This is a genomic window from Aerococcus viridans (genome assembly GCF_002871935.1).
GTDB classification, from domain to species: domain Bacteria; phylum Bacillota; class Bacilli; order Lactobacillales; family Aerococcaceae; genus Aerococcus; species Aerococcus viridans_B.
This window is the reverse complement of record NZ_PNHQ01000022.1, coordinates 1-22,766: the sequence shown is the minus strand read 5'-3', so window position 1 is coordinate 22,766 and position 22,766 is coordinate 1. Positions and strand designations below refer to the sequence as shown.

Here is a 22,766-nt window from a genome sequence, read left to right as displayed (position 1 = left end):
AAATAAACATGACCCCTCCTTTATTAAAAACTTAATTAAAAAAATAACTGTGATTATTTATTTTTGGTCACCAACACTATTTGACACAGAACCCTTTTATCACAAGTTTAGGAGGACATATGGATATCGTCGTCGTAGGAGGAGGAAAACTCGGAGAAGACATCCTTCATGGTTTAATTAAAGAAAATCATAATTTGACTTTAATTGATAATGATCCACGCGTCATTGATGATCTAATTGATGAAATAGATATTAAAGGGGTAGTTGGAAACGGTGTTGATGTTGAAGTACAACGCGAAGCCGATGTTCAAAACGCTCAAGTCCTTATTGCGGCTTCTCCACATGATGAGGTCAATATTATTTCTGCTATGATTGCCAAAACTTTGGGCGTAGCGTTTTTAATTGTCAGAGTACGTAACCAAGCCTTTACGGCACAACAAGGTTTTATTCAGACAAATTTAGGGATTGATTATCTGATTAATCAGGATAGAGCAGCAGCTAACGATATCTTACAAGTTATAGATTACCCATCAGCAACGTTTGTGGAGCCTTTTTATCATAATCGAATGCATTTAATCAAAGTACGAATTATGGAAAAGTCACGTGTTGTTAACCAGTATATTAGGGATATCAGACAAACTATTCCAGAAGTTATCGTGGTAGCAATTGAGCGAAATGGAGAAACCATTATTCCTGATGGAAATGCTATTTTGTTGGCTGGTGATTTTATTGAAATATTCGCAAAGCGTGACGCATTACAAGACTTCTTCGTTGCTACTGGACACAAAAAAGTTAAACGTTATAAGTCAGCTTTAATTGTGGGCGGTAGTCGTATTAATAACTATTTAATCCCCATTCTACATGCAAGAGGTATTCATACCCGTTTAATTGAGAATGATAAAGAACGAGCTTCTGAACTAGCCAATCAGTTCACAGCAACTGAGGTTATTTATGATGATGGTACGGACCAATATGTCTTAAATGAGCAAAGGGTAGATAGTTTTGACCTATTACTCACTTTAACGAATAGTGATGAAGAAAATCTAATGATTTCTTTATACGGGAAAAATGCTGGTGTCCGCAAAACGATTACTAAGGTCAATAGACCAGGACTAATTCGTTTAATTGATGATAGTAAGCTAGATGTGATTCTTTCACCAAGAAAGGCAATTGTAGACGCTATAACTCGTCACGTAAGGTCTATTTCATCCAGTCAATCTGACAAGTTGGAAAACTATGCACGTTTATCTGATAACAAAACAGCAGTTTTAGAGTTTGTGTTAAGTCCAGATTGTAAAATCCTTGGTATCCCCATAAAAAAACTGATATTCAGATCGGGATTAATGATAGGTTTAATCGTTAGAAATAAAGAAATGATCATTCCAAGTGGTGATGATATATTCATGCCTGGTGACCATGTATTGGTTATTGATATAGATGATAAAATTCGTAATTTTAATGAAATTGTAGTGAAAAAGAATAGGAGAGATGGCGAATGAATTGGCCTTATATCCAATATTTAATTGGCCGATTACTCATGGTCTTATCCTTACTGATGCTACCATCTTTATTCATAGCTTTTCTTTATCAAAATGAGCTTAAAGTAATCGCTGCTTTCATAATTTCCATGCTGATCACCTTCATTGTTGGTAAATTGATGTCAATTAGACTACCAGAAAAAGACGTCTTTTTTGCTCGAGAAGGCTTTGTCCTAGTATCCTTATCTTGGTTTTTAATCTCCATGTTTGGGGCTTTACCATTTTACTTGTCAGGTGCTGTAAACTCTTATATAGATGCCTTATTCGAGGCCGTTTCTGGCTTTACAACTACTGGTGCTAGTGTACTAGTAGATACTTTAAACGTGTTACCAGAATCGCTAATGTTTTGGCGGTCCTTTACCTTGCTGGTAGGGGGGATGGGGATGTTGATATTTCTTCTCTATATCGTGCCTAATATGGGAGCTAAAGGTGTATACGTAATGCGTGCTGAGTTACCAGGTCCTACGACAGGTAAGTTAGAATCTAGAGTATCTTCATCCATTTATATTTTATACTTTATTTATCTTCTCCTAACGATAGTATTTACAGTCTTACTCTGGATTGCTGGGGTCCCGTGGTTTGAATCTATGTTACTGTCCATGGGTACAGCTGGTACAGGTGGTTTTAACATTTATCCAACATCTATTGCACACTATGATTCAAGGGTAGTCGAAACCATCTTGATGATTGCGATGTTTACATTTGGGTTGAACTTTAACTTCTTTTATTTGGCTTATGAGAGACGTTGGAAAGAAATTTTTAAAGATGAAGAATTAAAGTGGTATATTTACATCATCTTAGCTGCAATAGCTATAATTAGTTTGGCACTCATCCCGTACTATGATAATTTATTCCGCTTGATACACGATGTACTATTCAATATTGTTTCCATTATGTCAACAACTGCCTATACTACAGTAGATATTCTACAGTGGCCAATTGCAGCACATTCAACAATATTATTATTAATGTTTATTGGGGGGATGTCTGGATCAACTGCATCTGGGCTAAAAGTCATTAGGATAGGGATTTACTTACGCTCAATCAAGCATGAAATCCAACATCTATTGGCACCTAACAGGGTTATTCCAATGACTTATAATGGGAAAAGAATTGAAAAAAATGTACACTATGGCATTGTTTATTACCTAATGACTTATTTAGCAGTGTTTGTAATAATATTGCTTGTGCTTTCTTTTGACGCTTTGAACTTTTCGTCTGCATTCTCTGCAACAATCGCTACAATTTCAAATATTGGAGGCTCTCTCGACCTACTTGGACCTTCTCAAGACTATGCTTCTCTGTCTAATTTTTCAAAACTCGTAATGTCAGTAGGAATGATTATCGGGCGTCTAGAAATTTATCCAGTGATTATTTTATTCTCAAAGTCAACTTGGCGAAAAATTTAAACATCACTTGTGTATACAATTTTGTTTTTCTTAATAGCGAAAAAGAGGGGTGGGCTATGTAAGCGCATCCTTCTTTTTACATGCCTTTTAGCTAATTTTCTAGTCAACTTTCTATGATATTGTAATGCACATTTGTATTTATATTAATCAATTTTCTAGGAATTATTATTTTTATGGAGTATACTTCTAAGTAATGAAAGCGCTTATTTATCGCTAAATTTTTCATTACTAGGAGGAATTTTAATGAGTGAACAAGAAAAATATATCATGGCCATTGACCAAGGGACAACTTCATCACGTGCAGTAATCTACAACCATAAAGCAGAACCTATTGCCTCAAGTCAAAAAGAGTTTGAGCAAATTTTCCCTAAATCTGGATGGGTAGAACATAATGCAAATGAAATTTGGAACTCGGTACAGGCAGTTATCGCTGGAGCATTTATTGATGGCGGTTTACGTCCTGATCAAATTGCTGGTATTGGTATCACTAACCAACGTGAAACAACTGTAGTATGGGATAAAGAGACTGGTAAGCCAATTTATAATGCAATTGTATGGCAATCTCGTCAGTCTGCGCCAATCAGTGATAACTTGATTGATCAAGGTCTAAAAGAAAAAATTCAACAACATACTGGTCTTGTTGTCGACGCTTATTTCTCAGCAACTAAGATTCGCTGGATTTTAGACCATGTTGAAGGGGCTCAAGAACGTGCAGAGAAAGGCGAATTATTATTTGGTACGATTGATACTTGGTTACTTTGGAAATTAACTGACGGGGAAGTCCATGCGACTGACTACTCAAATGCCTCACGTACCATGTTGATGAACATTGAAAAACTAGAGTGGGATGATGACATGTTAGAAATGTTAAACATTCCAAAAGCGATGATGCCTGAAATTCGCTCAAACTCTGAAGTATATGGTCACACAGTTGGCTTCCACTTCTATGGCTATGAAGTACCAATTTCTGGTATGGTAGGGGACCAACAAGGTGCCTTATTCGGCCAATTAGCTACAGAAGAAGGTACAGTAAAATCAACCTATGGTACTGGTGCCTTTATCGTAATGAATGCTGGTAGCGAGTTGAAATTATCTGAAAATAACTTATTAACGACAGTTGGTTTTGTCATCGGTGATAAAGTGACATACGCTTTAGAAGGATCTGTGTTCGTTGCTGGTTCATCTATTCAATGGATTCGAGATGGTTTAGAATTAATTGAAAATGCTGCAGAAACTGAAGAATTGGCTAATCAATCTACAAATGAAGATGAAGTTTACTTAGTACCAGCATTTACTGGTTTAGGTGCGCCGTACTGGGATTCTGATGCACGTGGTGCTGCTTTTGGTATCACTCGGGGAACAACAAAGGCTGACTTTGCTAAGGCAACTTTACAATCAATTGCATACCAAGTTCGCGATATTACTGATACAATGAATAAGGATACTGGTATCGATATTCCATTGCTTAAAGTTGATGGTGGTGCAGCAATGAATGGTTACTTGATGCAGTTCCAATCAGATATTACAGGTATTGAAATCGCTCGTGCTGCAAACCTTGAAACAACTGCCTTAGGTGCTGCTTATCTAGCTGGTTTAGCTGTTGGATACTGGAAAGATATCGATGAATTAAAATCGTTCACACAACCAGGTCAAACTTTCGAACCTAAGATGAATAATTCACATAAAGAGGACCTATACGCTGGTTGGACAAACGCTGTACGTGCTACGCGTGCCTACTCACAATATTTTAAAGAAGAAGCAAACGACTAATACACAGGAGGTTTAGTTTAAATGCCTAAATTATCATTTAAGTATAGACAAGAAACAGTTAAACAATTAAAAGATAATCAATATGATTTATTTATTATTGGTGGCGGTATCACTGGTGCAGGTGTAGCGATTCAATCGGCTGCATCTGGCCTAAAAACGGCTTTAGTAGATATGCAAGACTTCTCTGAAGGGACATCTAGTCGCTCAACTAAATTAGTACATGGTGGTATTCGGTACTTAAAAAACTTTGATTTAGAGGTTGTTTCAGATACAGTTACTGAACGTGCAACCGTTCATAATATTGCACCTCATATTCCGCAACCAGACCCAATGCTAATGCCTTTATATGATGAACCCAAAGTAACCTTCAATCCATTACGTTTGCAAATTGCCATGGATATTTATGACTCACTTGCTGGTGTTAAAGATTCTCAATACGCTAATGAAATGCTATCTAAGGATGAAGTATTGAGCCGTCAACCAGATTTAATGTCTGAAGGTCTAATCGGTGGTGGTAAATACCTTGATTTCAACAATAATGATTCACGATTAGTTATTGAAAATATTAAGCAAGCCAATGATGATGGGGCTGATTTATTAAGTCATGCTAAAGTTGTTGGTTTCGAATATGAAAATGATAAAATCGTCGCTGTTCAAGTAGAAGATTTATTATCTGGTGAAAAATTCACAGTTAAGTCTCATGTAGTGATTAATACAACTGGTCCTTGGTCAGATACTATTCGCCAATTGGACGGTTCAGATGAAAAACCTGCACAAATGCGACCAACAAAAGGTGTGCATTTCGTAGTTGATCAATCTAAATTAAGTGTTTCACAACCAATTTATTTTGATACTGGTGAACAAGATGGCCGTATGGTTTTTGTATTACCACGAGAAAATAAAACTTACTTTGGTACAACAGATACTGATTATACCGGTGACTTTGAACATCCAACTGTTACACAAGAAGATGTAGATTACTTACTACGTGTTGTAAACCATCGCTTCCCTAATGCTAACCTGTCAATTGACGATATTGAAGCTTCATGGGCTGGTTTAAGACCATTAATTGATTCCAATAATGCTTCTGACTATAATGGTGGAGATGCTGGACGTTTATCAGAACAGACATTTGATGAATTAGTCACTTTATTCGATGATTATAGTAAGCAAAAAGTTGAACGAAGTACTGTAGAAGACAAGTTGCAAGATCTAGGTTCTAATACATCTGAACGTGGCGACGGTAGCCCTTCAAGTGTATCCCGTGGCTCTGATTTATCAGTAGCGCCTTCAGGCCTGTTCACCCTCGCAGGAGGTAAAATTACTGACTACCGTAAAATGGCAAAAGGGGCAATGGAAAGAATCATCCCAGTTGTAGCTGATATGACAGGTAAATCTTATGATTTAGTTCAATCATCCACTTACCCAGTATCTGGCGGTCAATTTGATCCAAATAGCTATGAAACTGCTATGGAAAACTTTGCCAACGTGGGGGTAGCTCGTGGATTAACTTATGGACAATCACTTAAACTAGCTAAATTATATGGTTCAAATATGAATCGTGTAGTTGCATATCTACCCGTAGCTAAGGAATATGCAGCGAAATATAACTATCCAGTAGATATTGCAGTCAGTTTAATCTATGCCTTGGAAGAAGAAGGCGTATACACACCATTAGACTTCTTCGCACGTCGAACAACTTTCATGTTATTCCAACATGACAAGATGCTTGCGGTTAAAGATGCTGTTAGCCAAACAATTGTAGACTACCTAGGTTTAGATAAAGCCAACGCTGATCAACAAAAAACAGCATTAGATGAAGAAATTGCCAAAGCTGAATTACAATATTTAAAATAATTCATCCGTTTTTTGTGTAGATATATAAAAACTAATGTATTGTGATAAATAAAACTATGGGAGGTATTAATATGGACGGATTTATTGGTGAATTAATTGGTACTTTTTTACTGGTATTACTAGGGTGTGGGGTTAATGCAGGTGTAAATCTAAACAAATCAAATGCTAAAGAAAGTGGTTGGATTGTTATCACTATGGGGTGGGCTTTAGCCGTTACTATTGGTGTATACGCTTCTGGTTTCCTATCAGCTGCGCACTTAAACCCTGCAGTTACGATCGCTTTCGCAGTGAATGGTTCTTTTGCTTGGGCTGAAGTGGTTCCTTATATTGCTGGTCAAATGATTGGTGCAGTTCTAGGTGCTACGACAGTATGGCTAGCTTATCATGAGCAATTTGAAGCAACTAAAGAAGAGGGTTCAATTCTTGGAACCTTCGCCACAGGTCCACAAGTCGATAACCCTACATGGAATTTAATGACTGAAATTATTGGTACTGCTGTATTAGTCGTTGGGGTTATGGCCGTAGGTGCAAACCAGATTGCAGATGGTTTAAACCCAATGATCGTTGGTATCATCGTTGGTTCAATCGGTCTTTCATTAGGTGGTCCTACAGGATATGCCATCAACCCAGCTCGTGACTTAGGACCTCGTATTGCACATGCCATCTTACCAATTTCAGGTAAGGGAGGGTCAAACTGGGGTTACGCCTGGGTACCTATTGTTGGACCGATTATCGGTGCGATTGTAGCTGCCTTAGTATACAACTTGGTCTTATAATCAGAACTAATAGAAAAAAACCAGAACGTGCGTTCTGGTTTTTTTCTATTTAATTTAATAAGTATTAAAAGGGCGTAGATTTTTTTCTAAATATATAACATCTAACCATTTGTTGAATTTATAGCCCATATTCCTACAGATACCGTATTGTTTAAATCCATGCTTTTCATGAAACTTTAGAGATGATTCATTCGTACCAGTTACTTGAGAAACTAATTTATAAATATCAGGATAATGATCAATAACTTCTTTTTCTAATGCGTTATATAGACGACTTCCAATACCTTTAGCTTGAATATGAGCATCTAAGTAGATCGTAAGCTCTTTAGATGGGGTATAACCTTCATACGCACCAGCATCACTAGTATAAGCGAAACCAATCACTTGGCCATCATAATCAGCAACTAAGAAGGGATTTATGCCTATACGTTCAGTTATCTGTTCTTCTTTTAAAGAAACGTCAGTTAGGGCGATCCTAAAAGAAATAGTTGTATTCTGAATGTAATAATTATAAATTGCAGTTAACTGTGCAGCGTCAGCTAATTCAGCAGGTCGTATAATTACTTGTTCAGTATCAACATCTATAGTATTTGTAGATTTTAAAGTATCTGTCATAGAGAATCTTCCTAACTTTTTTATTTTAGACTATGATATCATTAGATATTATTTGATGCCAATACAAAATAAAGCTGGTGAATGATCGGTAGAGGGTATCATAAAGTGGACATAGAGAACCATATTAAATAAACATTTAGCTTTAAATAATATATGTTATGTAAACTAAAGGGTAAAATAAATTACTTTAATCAACCCAGCTATTTGATGTCTTTATATCTTGTTATCTATATGCTTATATGCTTGTATACTTGTTTATGAACTTCTTTTACTTACAAGACATACAACATGTATAAACTTATAACTTTATGTCTGAGCGCACAATGCAATGACCGCGCAATGTTTACAAGCAATTATAACTGCTATAGTTATATGAATTCTTAGCTCCTGTCTATGATTTAGAACATATGTTTGGTATAATGAATCATAGCATTTTAAGGAGTTTTGAATATGGATAACTACTTTGATAAAGAAGCTTTCTATGAACTATATACTGACTATCTATCACAGAAACAATACAATACGAAGGAAAGCTATCTTAAAAATATCAGACCATTCTTTATTTATCTTGAAAAACAAGAAATTACACATCCAACATACCATGATATCGAACGTTATTTTGATGATTTAATCAATCATCCAAGCAAAACCTATATCTTAATTAATAATATAGACTATGACGAGCTTTCTGAAGAACAACGTCGAGCACTAGACCAATTCCGTTATAAAGACCGCACTATTAAAACGTATCGCAACATGCTAAATCAATTCTTTAAGTGGTTAGAACGCGAAAATTTATATGAGAATATCGTTGCTAAAGCGAATAATAATATTCCAGTACCACACGGTCATGCTAAAGACGCACTAGACATTGAAGACGTTGAAAAGCTTTTAGCTTACCTTAAATCAACGGCAGATACATTAATTGGCAAACGTAACTACGCGCTTATTTTATTAGCTGTAACTACGGGACTTCGGACAGTCGAACTAAGTCGTGCAAACTTTGAGGATGTGCAACGCCGTGGCTTAAATACTGTTATTTATGTTCAAGGTAAAGGCCGACGAGAGAAAGATGAATTTGTTATTATACCGCGAAAAACAAAAGAAGTTATTCGTGAGTATACGCGTTTTCGTGAAGACCAAGCTATCATGATTAATACTGATTTGTCACCACTATTTGCTTCTCATGGCAATCGAAATAAAAGCGGACGTATGTCAGCTAGATCCATTTCTAGAGTCATAGCCAACGCTTATGAAGCTGTTGGGATACATTCATCTAAAATTACGCCACATTCACTTAGACATACTGCAGCAACACTTAGCTTAATCAACGGTGGCAATTTACGTGAAACTCAAAAAATGTTACGGCACTCCAGCGTTCGAACGACTGAAATATACGCACAAGACTTAAATGAAGATTTGAATACCTCCAGTCAGTTAATAGAAGATCTCATTGATCAATCAAGAATTCTTAAAGATTTATAAGTTTATGACGAGGATGCCTCTACTTAAACAAGATAATTAAAAGCCCCTACTTATGATGTATTTGGGGGCTACTATTTTAGATTTAAACGGAAAACGGGTTTAATAAAGCTAGGGTAAGTGTTTGCTATTTAAATACACTTCTATGTCCGCTAATTACCCTTAGCGGACATAGACAATAGGTGCATTTGCTTAAAGATTATTTATAATTTTTCTAATAAATCACCTAAATACTCAGCTAACGCTAACATACCAAATTTTTACGCAACCTTTCCTGAATCAGCGTTATAGTTCGCATTTGTGCTTGCACCATAGGCCTACTTTTATCCAACTTCTGTTTCGATAAATCGGACTGGTCAAGCTTGTATGTTTTCTCCTTTGAAGAAATTTCCAACTTTACCATATCTCCAAATGATCCACCACCCCACCAACAATTTGAAATTTATCTGGCGTAGATTGATCCAGCGCTTCATAAAACTTAGAAAATATTAGTCAGTAGACCAGTTAGGATAAAATACCCCAAAACTATACTAATTACAATACCCTATATTGACTCCGTGCTAATTTTACTCATCGCCACATTTTAAATAACATTTACCAATTGCTCTAAGGCTAATATCAGTCAAGTAGCTACTCAAAAGAATTAACTTATAGTTTTACTTTTGGTAACTAGCCCACCTTGGGCTTAAAATTAATTAATGTATTAGCGAACACTTGTAGTATGTTATCACCCTTTATTCCATATGAGGTTATTTATTATCGCAATGCATAAAGTTTCCTAAATAACGGACATTTATAATAATTTCCGTTTTAATGGCAATTTATATGATTTTTCTTTATAATGGAAAATAAGGAGGTGCCTTATGGATAAGAGCTACATAGCCATTATCGGTGACCTGATTGATTCTAAAAAAACTGCTCACCGAGCCCAATTACAAGAAAATTTAATTCAAAGTTTCTATGTCATTAATCAAAAATACGCACATATAATCGTTTCTAAACTAACAATCACTTTGGGAGATGAATTCCAAGTACTCATAAAACCAAATGAGCAGCTATTTCAATTTATCGATGATATCCAACGCTTAATTAACCACCCCATTCGCTTCGGGATAGGATATGGCAATATTTCTACTGAAATCAACCCAGAGATGAGTATAGGAGCAGACGGCTCTGCTTATTGGCACGCAAGAGCTGCTATTGAAGAGGTTGCTTCCAACAATTATAGTGGTAATTTAAGACAAGTATTCATTGGATTAGGAGAAAAAGATACTACCATTAATACGATACTATTGCTTACAGATACACTAAGATCAAGTTGGACGAGAAACCAGCTGGATGTTTTTAATGGTCTATTGGAGGAAGGAATCTATCAGCCAGTATTTAACCAAAACGTGCTTGCTAAAAAGTTAAATCTATCGGCTTCAGCACTTAGCAAACGTCTAAACGCAGGTAATATAAAAATCTATTTGAAGGCTAAGGAAAATCTCATCAATATGATAGAGGAGGTGGATGATGTTCATTCATAATTCGATAAATACTCTCATATTAATCGCCCATTTTCTAGGTGATTATCATTTTCAAAGCGAATCATTATCTAAAGCTAAAAATAAACACTATCATGCGCTAGCTAAACATTTGGCTATCCACGGATTCTTATTATTGATTTCCTGGATACTCAGTTGGCAGATCAGCTTATTTGGGCTATTTTTAACCATATGGATGAGCCATGTCATTATAGACATTTTAAAAGTTACTATTCAGCGTAATTGGTCATTTAAAGCAAAACAACTGCCCTACATTTATCTCATTGATCAGTTACTACATATTGCCGCTATCTTAATCATTAGCCAATATCTTTTTCCAGCATCCGGTGAAATTAGTCTAGTTATACCAATATTGATTTTGAAATGGATGCTTCTAATTGTGTTAATCACTAAACCAGCAAATATCACTTTTAAAATACTCTTTAACCAATATCAAAACTACTCCAATCATCAAACAGAAACAGTCACTGTACCAGGAGCAGGCGCAATGATTGGTAACTTAGAACGGATCTTATCAGCTATCTTTCTTTCATTGAACGCCCTTTCTTCCATTGGTTTAATCTATACCGCTAAATCGATCGCGCGGTTTAAATTGATAGAAGAAAATCAAGGTTTTGCTGAATATTATTTAATTGGAACGCTTTATAGTATTCTCTTTGTCGTTACCGCTTACGCTTTAATCTTTTAGAAAATTCGTACAACTTCTTCATTTTTATGATACTGGTCACTTTAAAACACACATTTATCAACAAGATTTTACCGAGTTGTTATGGTAATTAACGAGATATCCCTAATAGAAAAGCAACTATTTAAGCAATTGTTTGAGACCTTACCCAAATTAACTAAAACACCGAACATTACCAACCAAGGCATATGTTCGGTGTTTAATTGCTTTAATTAGGCATTTATTTTAGGTAATGTAAGTTAATAAAAAACGCTCTTAGATAAACAGATAGAAATGATCAGTTTACCTAAGAGAGTCAAATTAATAAGCAGTTTCATCATTGTTTAAGCAAAGACGTTAGTTTCTAATGAAACAAATTATTGGTTTTCACTTTCAATGATACGTGTATTTTCATTCACTTTTTGTTTATTCAATGGATACATGAATAGCAAAATTAATCCAGCAGCAAGAAGTAAGGCGCCAGGTAACAAGGTACCAACGTTATAAATACTGTTGGCTACTTCAGCAGTTTGTTGTTCAACGCCTGATTGGTAACCAATTGCTGTTAATAACGCACCCGCTAGGAAACCAGCAATTGCTTGTCCTACTTTACGTGTAAATGAATATACTGCGTAGATTGTTCCATCTTTACGTGTACCACGTTTAACGTAGAAATCATCAATGACATCTGTTACAAACGCATACATCGCCATCATATAGTACCCCATCACGATACCTGCAACAATAACTAAAATCGCAAATACTAATGGACTTTGGATTTTTAATACAAAGGCAATAAGATAAATCGCACCTGCACCAATTAAGGCGAAAGAACCTGCTTCCTTCTTACCAAATTTCTTAGTAATCGTACTTACAAATGGCGCAACTACTAAAGCACTTAGGGTCATACCCGCAGTCGCAATTGGCAAAATTCTCGTGTTTTGGAAGAAATCTAAATACGTATATTGTAATAATTGACCTAATGATATTAATCCAGCAAGCATAAACATTGTTGAGAACATCAAACCTAGGAAGCCTCGATCTTGGATTAATTCAAGTATATCTGTAAGCATCGCTTTTGCACTGAACTTATCACCTTGAGGTAATTCTACACGTTCCTCAACCATGCCGTAACATAATAAGTAGCATACAGCCGCTGCTAAACCTAAAGCAATAGCTAACCAAGTAAAGTTAGTTGCAAGTACTTTACCGTCTGCACTATAGGCAATTAACGGTACTACAAACCCTAAACTAAATTGGATCAATGTTGAACCAATTGAACGGAAAGTTGATAAATTCGCACGATCTTCAGCTTTGCCTGAAACCACAGATGCTAGTGATCCATAAGGAATGTTAATAGAAGTATAGAAAATTGATCCCCAAAGTAAATAAGTAATAAACATATAAATAACTTTAGCTGTTGGTGACCAATCCACAATGAAACTATTATACATCAAAGCGCTTGCAATTCCGACCGGAAAAGCCATTCTACGTAACCAAGGTTTAAACTTACCTACACGAGTAGTCATTGCATTATCGACAATAACCCCCATCCCAACATCTGTAAATGCATCAACTAGTCGTGCAATACCAAATAAAGTCCCTACGGTCGCTGGAGATACACCCATAACATTCGTATAAAATACCATAAAATAGTTTGATGCTAGGAAAAATGTTAAATCGTTACCGATATTCCCTATCATATAACCTAATTTGTCGCGCAAGCCGAAAGGACGACTTGTTTTTACTTTATTTTCTTGACTCATATTAATCCTCCACTTTTTTATTCAAATGATTTTTTTGCAAATTTCACAATATAAAAATAATTAGTGCACTTATTTATATTTCATATTATACTGAATAAGAAATGAAATGTAAACGATTTATAATTAAAATTGCAAACTTATTTTCTTATATCATCATGAAAATGTGAGTTTTATCACATTATATATTACATACTTTATTTTTCGAAAAAATAAAATGACAAAATATACAACTTTAAGGAACCAAAGTTGTTTTTTAATTAATTATCCAAATAGAATTATTTTGCAATAATATATACTTTAAATAAAATTTATATAGAGAAAAAGAGTGACGAAGTTTTTAAACTCAGTCACTCTCTCTTTTTAGATCATTTATTATTGGTTAGCCTTTGCCTTCTCATAGAATAATTTTTGTTCATCTGCTGGAACCATAGATCCTCCAGTAGCCCATGCAATATGCGTCATATGATCAACCTTATCCATTAAATTATTATGGATTAAATAATTTTTACCGGCAGTCGTTGTAAACAATTTTTGCGGTCCCATTAATCCAGCCGTAGCAGCAGGTTCAACAAATATATCTTCAACATCTTTAAGGTCGGTTAATAGTCGGTTAGACTCTTCATCAGTTAAGGTGTAGCCACCATCAAAAATTCCTGACATCAACTTCGCAACAATTTGGGAGGTTCTTGGAACTGCTAAGCCATCCATCACTGTTAGCCCATCAATGCCAAAATCATATACTGAAATATCAGCAAATTTCTTAGTAATTAAACCAAGTAACATAGACGGTACATGAGTTGGTTGTGCAAAAAAACAGTGAACATTATCGCCATAAATTTGTTTTAAACCATAAGTAATACCTCCAGGACTACCGCCAACACCACATGGTAGGTACACCATTAGTGGATGATCTTCATCAACGATAATTTGTTGTTCTTTCAACTGGCGCTCTAATCTCGATGCAGCTGTTGTGTAACCCAAGAACAATTGAATGGAGTGTTCATCATCAATAAAATATGCATAAGGATCAGATAGTGCTGATTGTCTACCTTGGTCTACTGCTTCTGTAAAATTGGTTTTATGTTCAATTACTTGAACACCATGACTTCTAAGATAATCTTTCTTCCATTGTTTTGCTTCATGAGACATGTGAACTTGAACATTGAAACCTATTTTCGCTGACATTACACCTGAGGAAATACCAAGATTACCAGTCGTTCCAACTACTACAGTATATTGTTTAAAAAAATCTTGAAAAGCTTTTGTCGCAAATTTACCGTAGTCATCATCATAACCAGATAATAATTTTTCTTCAAATGCTAAGGCTTCTGCATGACGTAGGACTTCGTAAATGGCGCCGCGCGCTTTTATTGTACCTGCAATTGGTAGCAAATCATCCCGTTTAAGTAACATTTTTCCTGGAAAAGAAAAGTCATAATTATTTTCTAAGGTAGATTTGAATTGACCAATTTCAGAAATTGGTGATTCAATCAATCCATCAAGCGCTTCAGTATCTTCAAATACTGCTTTAATAAAAGGGGCAAAACGTTTCAAACGTGCTTCAGCATCTTTAATTTCAAGAACCGAGACATCTAATTGTCCTTTTAAATTTTTGAAAGGTATATGACTGTCATTTTCCCAAAAAACAGGTTTCCGGTTCCGAATATCACCCAATATTTTTTGATTTATTTGTTCTCTTGTTTCAGATATGGACTCTATTGACATATCTATCCACCTTTCATATAGTTTAATTTCAACTTAAAAAGTATAACGATATTTGAGGTCTGCGTCAACGGTTTTACCTTGCGAATATAGAACAGCATCGCGATTGCTTTTACTTTTCTTCTTATCTATAATGAATTAGACGAAACACTGTATAAACAACTATTTATTTAATATATATATAAATTTATAAATCAATAAAAATAGATATCATTTACCTATTAGAGATTACTATCAAATAACAAAATAAAAGATTTATTTAAGGAGAACGCTATGTTAGAGAAAGAACGTAAAGAAATCGACCGTATTGATAATGAGATTGTTCGATTATTTGAAAAAAGAACCAAAATGGTAGAACAAGTGGCTCAAGTAAAGTTAGCCAATAATAAAGAAATTCTTGATACTGATAGAGAGCAAGCTGTTATCGAAAAAGTTCAGGGGTACTTGGAGGATAAGCGTTTAAAAGAAGAACTCGCTGATCTATATACTGAAATTATGCGTATATCACGTGGTCATCAGAAGCGTTGGATGGCTGATCGTTCAGATTCATAAACTATAAATAATAATAAAAAGAGGCAGGGACAAAAATATCTCAGCCTCTTTTTATTATTAAATTCGGATTTCAAAAGTCAGCATTTTGGTCCAGTACGTCAATTCTAAACGACTTTTGTCCCACCTTCTTTTACTATCTATTATGAAACTCTTCTTTAATTGCTTCAAGTAATTGGGGTTGTTCAATTACGTCAATACCTGTTCTAGCTAACGTTTCAACAACTTTCAGCATCATATCATAAGCAAATGGTGTTTGTGTACAGTCTCTAAATTCAGGTGTATGACCAATAACACGTTTGCCATCTGTAATTGAATAATATGAATGGATTGAAGGGACAACATGACTCACATCTCCCATATCAATTGAACCATTTTCCCCCACTTTTTCAGGCACCATGTCAATGCCTAGTTCTCCGGCATTTTTATTGTAAGCTTGAGATAAAGTTTCATTTGTAATCATATCTTTGTAGATATTTTCAAAATCTTTATGCTTCATTGTACAGCCACTAGCCAATGCAGCAGCCTCTGCACAATTGATAATTTTTTCAGATAATATATTCATATAAGGTGTATCTAGAGCACGTACATAGAATTCAGCTCTTGTATAATCTGGAATTACATTAGCTGCGTCTCCACCATGAGTTATAATGCCATGAACACGAGCAGATGGACGCATTTCTTGCCGTAGACTATTGATATTATTAAATAGGTTTATCATGGCATCTAAAGCATTAATACCTTCATCCGGTGCCTCAGCAGCATGAGCTGGTTTTCCAAAAAATTCAAAAGCAATTGGATGGATAGCCATGGAGGTACCAGACATAGTATTTTCATCTGAGGGATGGGTACACATAGCGACATCTACATCATCAAATACGCCACTATTGGCCATATCTACTTTAGTCCCAGTTGTCTCTTCTGCTGGCGTGCCTAAAACAACTACTCGCCCACCTATTTCATTGATGACTTTTGACAAAGCAATACCTGCCCCTGTATCAACCGTACCTAGCATATTATGTCCGCATCCATGACCAATCGATGGTAAAGCATCGTATTCAGACAAGTAGGCAATCGTAGGGCCAGCCTGACCTGAATCAAATGTTGCTCTAAAGGCTGTTTCAAACCCTGCGTACGGTGCTTCCACTGTAAAACCATGCTTTTCCAGCAATTCAATATGTGCTTTCGAAGATTTAAACTCTTGATGTCCTAATTCTGGGTTTGCAAAAATATAATCGCTTAACCCTCTTAAGTCATCCTCCAAGTTTGTAACTGCTTGGTGTAATCTTTCTTTTATAGTCATATATATTTCAATCCTTTCTAGAATGGACCATAACCCACAAAGTGAGCACCAATTAAGAATACCAAACCAATTAGAATGTAAATTACTAATAACGGCATAAACCATTTGAACCACTTGTTATATGGTATTTTAGCTAATGATAATTCGGCCATTAGGACACCTGAAGTTGGAATAATGGCATCCATAAAACCAGACCCTAATTGAAAGGCAAGTACAGCTGTCTGTCTTGTAACATTTAAAGAGTCAGCAATCGGTAACATTATTGGCATAGTCGCAGCAGCTTGACCTGAGCCTGATGGGATAAAGAAGTTAATTAGAATTTGGATAACGTACATTCCTACAGAACCCAAGACAGCTGGGAAAATATTGACTACTTGTACGAGATAGAAAATAATCGTGTCTAAAATCATCCCATTTTCCATCACGACTAAAATGCCACGAGCAAATACAATGGCTAAGACAGAGAATGTCATCTCGCTAGCTCCTGCAACGAACGTATCAGCTATTTTTCCAGTTGGTAATCCACCAATTAATGCGGATACCACTGCCATTGTAAAGAACATCGCCCCTAATTCATCAATAAACCAGCCAATTTGAAATACACCATAAATCATTATAGAAAAACCTAAAAGTAAAGCGAGTGTGATCCATTTGTGACGAGATGAAAATGCTGGTATTTCCTGTTCATTTAGATCTATATAGTCAGCTTGTGCTTTATCAGCAGCTTCTAAATCGGCAACATCACTTTTACTTGGATCAGCTTTAACTTTCTTTGCGTATCGCATAATAAAAATCGTTGTCACTGCCCAAAGAACAACAAATAAAACAATACGTAAACCAACACCGGAAAATAGAGGTAACTCAGCTAAAGCTTGGGCAACCCCTACAGAGAAAGGATTCATAAATCCAGCATTAAATCCGACAGCAGCACCAAGTATTAAAACAGCAATTCCTGTCATAGCATCATAGCCAAGCGCACGGGCTAAAGCAATACCGATTGGAATAAAAAGAATAATTTCTTCAGATAAACCTAGAGTTGCCCCTCCTAAACCAGTAACGAAGACTAAAATGGGAATAAAAATTTCTTCGCGGCCCTTTAAAGCACGAACTAAACGTCCCATTAAAGCTTCAAGGATCCCTGTTTCATTAATTAATTTAAAAGAACCACCAGTAATGAATAGGAAGAATACAATCGAACCAACCTCAATAAATGCTTGTGGTAGTGCTAAAACCAATTGGAAGGGATTTTGTGGACTTGATTCAATAAAATGAAATGAATCTGGTACCAATACCGTACGGTCATCAACAAGTGTTCGTTCAAACTCACCTGCAGGAATTATCCACGTTAATACCATCATGACGACCATGATCGCAAATAAAAGTACTAGTGCATTTGGCATTCGTAACTTTTTAGGAAATAATTTTGATTTCATAACAAAGCTCCTTTTTAAAATTAGAATAAAAAAATACCAAGGCAAGCAAAAGCTCGTCTTGGTATTGGTTGAATACAGAAATCACTTTTGCCCACAAAATAGAAAGCGCTCCTGGAAGGAATTGGGCATTCCTTTTTGGCAGTGATGCATTTTTTTAATACACCCCCAACAGTAAGTCATACTGTTTCGGCTAATAACCCTTTCTCCAAACGGATACTGATGTGATTAGCGGCCTCTCTCTATTTCGCATTTTTTCATGTAATTCTAATCTTAGGAAATAATAGGAACAATGTCAAGAAATTTTACAATCAATATTACGCGCTACTGTGCCTTCATAATAAGAGTTCATATATTAAATTAACGCTATAAGGCATATATAATATTAAATTGCGCAGTTTTATGGGTTGCCATTACTGAATACTTTCCTTATTTACTTTTTTGCTTATAACTATATCCATAAACTCAATGTAAGACAATTTCTTTCAACCAATTTTCAGCTAATGGTAGCCATTGTGCTGCAGTCTTATTTATTTGATTTGGATATAAAGCTGATGATTCGTTAGCTACAGACAAACCATGTGGCCCTTTTTGAAAGATATGCATTTCAAATGGTATTTCATTTTCTTCTAAAGCTAAAGCAAAGGAAATTGAGTCGCGCACATTCACTACTTGGTCTTCTCTTGTTGCCCAAATAAAAGTTGGTGGGGTATCTGCATTAACCGTAGCTGGTATGGAGTATTGAGAAACTTCTTCTAGGGTTGGTTGTGGTTTCCCAAAACACGCGAGAGAAATAGCAGTCGCATAGGCTTGCACATTTGGATCTGGATTTTCTACATTTTTACCAAAATAGTAAGCAATATCTGTGAGTGCATACGATGAAATATTAAATGCAGGTTTCAACTGGTCCCCTGTTAAACTTGTTGCTTCTTGAATTACCGGTTTATTCCATACATTACTATACATCCCAGTATTATGTCCGCCCGCTGAAAAGCCGATTAAACCAATTTGATCGGTATTCACTTGCCACTCAGTTGCATGTTGATGAATTAACTCAAATACTTTGGCAGTTTCTTTTAGGGCATGCGGGAATAGAACTTCTTCTTTAACTGGAAAATGTCCTTCAGCTAAAATTTGATCAGTCGTCTTACCTTGACCGTAAACAGAATAGCGTAAGACAAAGGCATTAAATCCCATAGCGTTAAAAGCCATAGCTACAGGTTCTGCCTCTCGGTCAGAACAATACATATAAGAACCACCCGGACAAATAATAATAGCTGGTCTCTTTCTGTTATCATTATTTGTTGTGAATGGGTCTAATAAATAAGTTGTTAAAGTGACATCATCTCTGTCTTCATATAATTTAATTACTTCGCTCCGCATATTGGACCTCCTAGTTTATGTTATGACTATTATAACATCGAACTTTTACCTTAAAAAAAGAAAAAGCCCGCCAAGTTGGCAAGCTTCTATAAAATGTCAATGATTAACGTTCAATCACTAATTCTGAACTAGCAATAGTTTCTTTATCAGCAGCTGGTGCTTCAATTGAACCAAATGGCATTTGGGCAATCAATTCCCAAGATTCAGAAAGATCTAATAATTCACGGATGCTACGATCGAATCCTTGTTCGTAGCCAATGTTGAAGTGTTGTAAGTTTGCACCTAAACCTAATTCAGTTAATGTTAACCAAGTGGTTAATTGTGCATTAGCAGATGCATAGTTTTTATAAATTAAACGACGTTCTTCATTAGCTGGGATACCTGATTCGACTGCGTCACGATCTTCAAAGAATAAAATTGTACCAACAGCATCACGTGCACCATCCATGATTGGTGTCATGTAATTTAATGTTGCTTCATCTAATACATCTTTTTGAACATTTTTAATTAATTCCCAAAGTTTAACATTGTTTTCACCAGAAACAACTACAACACGAGTTGCTTGTGAGTTAAATGCACTTGGTACTTGTGGAATTACTTCATTCAAAGCAGCAGTCACATCTGCAGCAGTTACATCTGTATTAGCTCCAATAGCGTATTGAGAACGACGTTTAGTTAATAAGTCTTTAAAATCTGACATGTTTCATTTTACTCCTCCTAAATCCATTTTTATAATAAGTTCCAATTAGAACTATTTCTAGTTTACATGCTTACTTTTTAAAAGTCAATTAGTAAGTTCAATAATATACAACCTTATACTTTTAAATTATTAAAAGTTTTTTGTATGAATATTCAGTATTCTAGATCACGTATTCATTTACCCCAATATACTCTTTTAGGAATTGCTTAGTTCTCTCTTCTTTGGGATTGGTGAATATTTCCTCCGGGCGACCTGATTCAACAACTACACCATCATTCATAAAGACAACCCGGTCCGCTACCTTACGGGCAAAATTCATTTCGTGTGTAACGATAACCAATGTCGTATGGCCTTTTGCCAATTGTTCAATTGTCTCAAGTACCTCATGAACTAGTTCAGGGTCTAATGCAGAGGTCGGCTCATCTAGTAAAATCGCTTTTGGTTGTACTGCAAGCGCTCGGGCAATACTTACCCGTTGCTGTTGACCTCCAGATAATGTAATCGGATATTGGTCTTTTTGATTGGATAAACCTACTTGTTTAAGTAATTTTTCAGCGAAAGCTTCCGCATCCGCTTTTTTCATTACATTATTTGAGATTAAAGATAAGGTAACATTTTCTAGGGCTGTCTTATTTCTAAATAAGTTATAGTGTTGAAATACCATGGCAGTTTGCTGTCTCAAAGCGAAAGCATCTTGTTTCTTAATATCTGGTGCTGTGACTTTAACATCATTGATTTCAATCGTACCGATAAATAAAACCTACAACAACATAAGTTTCAAAATATAACATTAAAATATATCAATACAACCAATGATTATAAATGCTTTCTATTCAAAACGCTAGTTTTTTGCTCATGATGATTGCAATTTAATATTTCATGCGCTATTTGTTATAATCGAGGTAAATATTTAGCAAATTGAAGGAGGTTATTTTACGATGACCAGTAACTATACAAGTGACATTTCGAAAGATCAACCTTATGCTTTAACTGTAGCCTTTATCAGCCACTTTAATGCCTTACATCAAACGATGAAAACTTTACTTGATAAGGATGATGCTAGCTTCTTCCAGTGTGTAGAAGAATTGGCTAAAACAAATCAGATCATTAGACGCAATCACCATTTTTTGGATCAAATTAGGCAACTGAGAAATTTATTAACACACCATAAGACAGATATCGATGTAAATTTAGCCTATCCTTCTGATGAAACAACTTTACAGAGACACAGTTAATGAGGCATATCGAACAACGGTATCACGTCTCTTCAAATACTGTATCAAGAATCCTATTAAAAGCAGCTAGTGCATTGACCCCTTAAGGTAATTACCTACCTAAACCTCTTTCCTTGGATGAACTTAAGTCTGTAGATGATGTAGAAGGAGCGATGAGTGCAATCCTTGTAGATCCTCATAATAAACGTTTGATTGACATTATAGAGGACCGAAAACAGCAGTCGTTAATTCGGTATTTCCATCGTTATTCTAAAGAAGATCGAGCTGCAGTAAAGACGATTTCAATGGACCTATATTCTCCATATGTAGGTGTTGTGAAGGCTTGTTTTCCTAATGCAAAAATCGTTATTGATCGTTTTCATATCGTACAATTACTAAATAATACAATCAACTCAATATGGATTGAAGTTATGAATGAAATTAAAAACAGTCGCCCTACAGATTATTGAAAATTAAAAATTCAATGGAAACTAATATTAAAAAATGCTGATCATCTCAATTTTTCAAGCTATTATTATCATCGTCTATACCATGAACAGACGACTGAGCAACGTATGGTAGATTATTTATTAAGTCTTTCTCCGAAATTACAAGAAGCTTATCAAGTAATGAATGACCTTAAATTTGCGATAGAAACAAGAGACTACAGTTACTTACTAGCCACTTTACAGGAATTAAAGAAAGTCAGATTAAATAAAAAGGTAAGAAATACGATTAATACAATGGAACGATTCTTACCATATGTCGAAAATGCTTTAATTTATCGCGTTTCTAACGGTCCTACCGAAGGTATGAATAACAAGATTAAGTTAATCAAACGTACAGGCTATGGCTATGCGAGCTTTAGAAACTTTAGAGTCAGAATTCTATTACAATTTAAACTAATCTTTAAACCATCTAATCCACTAACTGCGACTTTCCAGCCAGTCGTAGCTTAAATATTAGACGATAACTCTTATCAGCTTTTATGATTAATTATCCAACTCTTGATCCGACTTTCTCGCCTAAGGGCGAGAAAAA

At 35.4% G+C, this 22,766-nt stretch carries 18 protein-coding genes, 1 pseudogene and 1 riboswitch; of the genes and pseudogenes, 11 read left to right on the top strand and 8 right to left on the bottom strand.

The genetic code is table 11. From position 1 onward, the window contains the following. The first annotated feature begins 119 nt into the window (after positions 1-119). From trkA to CJ191_RS08020, 5 genes are all read left to right on the top strand, one after another. Positions 120-1,499 carry a Trk system potassium transporter TrkA gene (trkA, locus tag CJ191_RS08040; protein WP_102199467.1) on the top strand — a complete coding sequence of 460 codons (1,380 nt, stop codon included), beginning with the start codon at positions 120-122 and terminating at the stop codon, positions 1,497-1,499. Continuing rightward, positions 1,496-2,947, top strand: a complete 1,452-nt coding sequence (locus CJ191_RS08035; protein ID WP_102199466.1) for a TrkH family potassium uptake protein — start codon at positions 1,496-1,498, stop codon at positions 2,945-2,947. Before trkA ends, CJ191_RS08035 begins: the two co-directional genes overlap by 4 nt. 243 nt (positions 2,948-3,190) lie before the next feature. Further along, the gene (glpK, locus tag CJ191_RS08030) at positions 3,191-4,717 is read left to right on the top strand and encodes a glycerol kinase GlpK (RefSeq protein ID WP_102199465.1); all 1,527 of its coding nucleotides are present in this window, start codon (positions 3,191-3,193) and stop codon (positions 4,715-4,717) included. 21 nt (positions 4,718-4,738) lie between these two features. Further along, positions 4,739-6,574 (top strand): type 1 glycerol-3-phosphate oxidase, encoded by a 1,836-nt coding sequence (gene glpO, locus CJ191_RS08025; protein WP_102199464.1) that lies wholly within the window; start codon positions 4,739-4,741, stop codon positions 6,572-6,574. A gap of 71 nt (positions 6,575-6,645) precedes the next feature. Next, positions 6,646-7,350 carry an MIP/aquaporin family protein gene (locus tag CJ191_RS08020; RefSeq protein ID WP_070467703.1) on the top strand — a complete coding sequence of 235 codons (705 nt, stop codon included), beginning with the start codon at positions 6,646-6,648 and terminating at the stop codon, positions 7,348-7,350. A 54-nt stretch (positions 7,351-7,404) separates the two neighbouring features. Here the strand turns inward: CJ191_RS08020 and CJ191_RS08015 are convergent, their stop codons facing one another. Further along, positions 7,405-7,965 (bottom strand): GNAT family N-acetyltransferase, encoded by a 561-nt coding sequence (locus CJ191_RS08015; RefSeq protein WP_070467701.1) that lies wholly within the window; start codon positions 7,963-7,965, stop codon positions 7,405-7,407. A 450-nt stretch (positions 7,966-8,415) separates the two neighbouring features. Between CJ191_RS08015 and CJ191_RS08010 the strand changes: the two genes are divergently transcribed. The 3 genes from CJ191_RS08010 (at position 8,416) to CJ191_RS08000 (ending at position 11,682) form a co-directional block, all read left to right on the top strand. Next, positions 8,416-9,450: a tyrosine-type recombinase/integrase gene (locus CJ191_RS08010; protein ID WP_070467699.1), complete on the top strand. Its 1,035-nt coding sequence runs from the start codon at positions 8,416-8,418 to the stop codon at positions 9,448-9,450. Between the two features lie 860 nt (positions 9,451-10,310). Continuing rightward, entirely contained in the window at positions 10,311-10,976 is a 666-nt protein-coding gene (locus CJ191_RS08005) for a SatD family protein (RefSeq protein ID WP_102199463.1), read from the top strand. Next, on the top strand, positions 10,963-11,682 hold the full coding sequence (locus CJ191_RS08000) for a DUF3307 domain-containing protein (RefSeq protein WP_180960958.1): 720 nt from the start codon (positions 10,963-10,965) through the stop codon (positions 11,680-11,682). The genes CJ191_RS08005 and CJ191_RS08000 overlap by 14 nt, the downstream gene beginning before the upstream one ends. A 353-nt stretch (positions 11,683-12,035) precedes the next feature. Here CJ191_RS08000 and CJ191_RS07995 read toward each other — a convergent pair whose 3' ends face one another. Both CJ191_RS07995 and CJ191_RS07990 read right to left on the bottom strand, forming a co-directional pair. Further along, positions 12,036-13,424 (bottom strand): MFS transporter, encoded by a 1,389-nt coding sequence (locus CJ191_RS07995; protein WP_070467693.1) that lies wholly within the window; start codon positions 13,422-13,424, stop codon positions 12,036-12,038. Between the two features lie 372 nt (positions 13,425-13,796). Beyond that, a complete protein-coding gene (locus CJ191_RS07990) occupies positions 13,797-15,149 on the bottom strand; it encodes a D-serine ammonia-lyase (RefSeq protein ID WP_070467687.1) in 1,353 nt (450 codons plus the stop codon). Positions 15,150-15,419: 270 nt separating this feature from the next. Between CJ191_RS07990 and CJ191_RS07985 the strand changes: the two genes are divergently transcribed. Continuing rightward, positions 15,420-15,698 (top strand): chorismate mutase, encoded by a 279-nt coding sequence (locus CJ191_RS07985; RefSeq protein WP_070467685.1) that lies wholly within the window; start codon positions 15,420-15,422, stop codon positions 15,696-15,698. Positions 15,699-15,831: 133 nt separating this feature from the next. Here the strand turns inward: CJ191_RS07985 and CJ191_RS07980 are convergent, their stop codons facing one another. From CJ191_RS07980 to CJ191_RS07960, 5 genes are all read right to left on the bottom strand, one after another. Then, positions 15,832-16,998, bottom strand: coding sequence for a M20 family metallopeptidase (locus tag CJ191_RS07980; protein WP_102199461.1), 1,167 nt, complete (start codon positions 16,996-16,998; stop codon positions 15,832-15,834). A gap of 17 nt (positions 16,999-17,015) precedes the next feature. Then, complete coding sequence (locus CJ191_RS07975; RefSeq protein ID WP_070467683.1) at positions 17,016-18,431, bottom strand: YfcC family protein; 1,416 nt, start codon at positions 18,429-18,431, stop codon at positions 17,016-17,018. A gap of 95 nt (positions 18,432-18,526) precedes the next feature. Continuing rightward, positions 18,527-18,677, bottom strand: a riboswitch (Lysine riboswitch). Positions 18,678-18,893: 216 nt separating this feature from the next. Continuing rightward, positions 18,894-19,811 carry an alpha/beta hydrolase gene (locus CJ191_RS07970; RefSeq protein ID WP_102199460.1) on the bottom strand — a complete coding sequence of 306 codons (918 nt, stop codon included), beginning with the start codon at positions 19,809-19,811 and terminating at the stop codon, positions 18,894-18,896. 103 nt (positions 19,812-19,914) lie between these two features. Continuing rightward, a complete protein-coding gene (locus CJ191_RS07965) occupies positions 19,915-20,511 on the bottom strand; it encodes a nitroreductase family protein (RefSeq protein ID WP_102199459.1) in 597 nt (198 codons plus the stop codon). Between the two features lie 160 nt (positions 20,512-20,671). Further along, the gene (locus CJ191_RS07960; protein WP_257994161.1) at positions 20,672-21,247 is read right to left on the bottom strand and encodes an amino acid ABC transporter ATP-binding protein; all 576 of its coding nucleotides are present in this window, start codon (positions 21,245-21,247) and stop codon (positions 20,672-20,674) included. A 202-nt stretch (positions 21,248-21,449) separates the two neighbouring features. Between CJ191_RS07960 and CJ191_RS07955 the strand changes: the two genes are divergently transcribed. Together CJ191_RS07955 and CJ191_RS09330 are read left to right on the top strand one after the other, a co-directional pair. Continuing rightward, positions 21,450-21,746, top strand: a complete 297-nt coding sequence (locus CJ191_RS07955) for a hypothetical protein (protein ID WP_257994158.1) — start codon at positions 21,450-21,452, stop codon at positions 21,744-21,746. 113 nt (positions 21,747-21,859) lie between these two features. Further along, positions 21,860-22,684 (top strand): annotated as a pseudogene (locus tag CJ191_RS09330) (ISL3 family transposase). The last annotated feature ends 82 nt before the right edge of the window (positions 22,685-22,766 follow it).